This window comes from Oleiphilus sp. HI0079, assembly GCF_001635105.1.
The window spans coordinates 1-1,114 of record NZ_LWFT01000183.1; the positions used below are offsets into that span (position 1 = coordinate 1).

Consider the following 1,114-nt stretch of genomic DNA (forward strand, 5'->3'; position numbering starts at 1 on the left):
ACGTTTCTGGGAGCCTACGGTTCGTTTAAGCCTGCTGATCGTTTGAGGTTTTATGCCGGTGCCGGACCACTTTTTGTTTATGCTCGAGCAGAAAGCGAAGACTTGGAACAGAGCGAAGATGACATCCCTGTTGACCCGGAAGAGGGAAGCAATAGCGATAATGATTTTGGTATTGGTTGGTATGCGCGCGTCGGCGTTGATCTGGGTGTGACGAAAGATACTTGGATCGGCCTCAATGTGCGCCATATTGACGCAGACTTAGATCTCTCCAAATCGGTAGGTAAGTTTGATATTGATGGAGAGATGTACCTGTTTTCGGTGACGCATCGTTATTAGTGCGTGACCTTAAAACAACGTTGAAAATAATCAGTTGGAGAAAAACAATGAGAAAGAGTCTTAAATCACTTCCATCACTTCCATCACTTGGTGCTAGTGCATTGGCTTTGACGTTGATCGCAGGGTGCGGTCAAGCGAAGGAAGACACGACGGCGCCATTGGATAGCAAGGTCAATGAAACGGTTGTTACCTTGGATGGTGTGCCTGGCGGTGTAGCTACTCGCGTTGCCAAAATGGAAGCGATGGTTGCTGAAATTGATTACGAAAAAAGATCCGTTAGCTTAGAAGACGACAAGGGTAATCGCAGAACTATTACGGTTGGGCCTGAGGTTGTAAACTTTGATCAGGTTAGCAAGGGCGACAAGGTCGTCATTGAATATGTCGAAGAGCAGGTTGTTTATGTTAACGACGTTGATGAGCATTCTGAAGACAGTGTGGCTGTTGCCGAGGCTGTAGCGGCTGAAGGCGAAGTGCCTGGCGCAATGGCCGTTGAGGTAGTTGAAGTTGTCGCAACGGTAAGCGCTGTGGATTTAGAAAGCCATACCGCAACCCTTACGTTCTCTGATGGAACGACTGTTGTTCAGGCTGTGCGTCCAGACGTAGAACTGCTTGAGTCGCATGTTGGTCGAGAAGTAGTTATTAAGCACACTACGGCAATGGCGATTGCTGTTGAGAAAATGTAGTGTGAAGTGAAATGTGAAGCGACCTGCGTAGTGAAATGTGTCGTGACATGTTTCATAACGCGGTCTTTGCGGTGAGCGTTTTTTCGCCGCTTTCC

2 protein-coding genes are annotated in these 1,114 nt (G+C 47.8%); both read left to right on the forward strand.

Annotated elements, in window-relative coordinates:
- Window positions 1-336 (forward strand): hypothetical protein (locus A3750_RS25750; protein ID WP_197474831.1); only part of this gene is annotated, 336 nt, incomplete at its 5' end.
- A gap of 47 nt (window positions 337-383) precedes the next feature.
- Window positions 384-1,019, forward strand: coding sequence for a hypothetical protein (locus tag A3750_RS02635; protein WP_068457989.1), 636 nt, complete (start codon window positions 384-386; stop codon window positions 1,017-1,019).
- The last annotated feature ends 95 nt before the right edge of the window (window positions 1,020-1,114 follow it).

Coding starts and splice junctions, on each gene's coding strand:
- A3750_RS02635 (WP_068457989.1), top strand. CDS start 384: ATGAGAAAGAGTCTTAAATCACTTCCATCACTTCCATCACTTGGTGCT.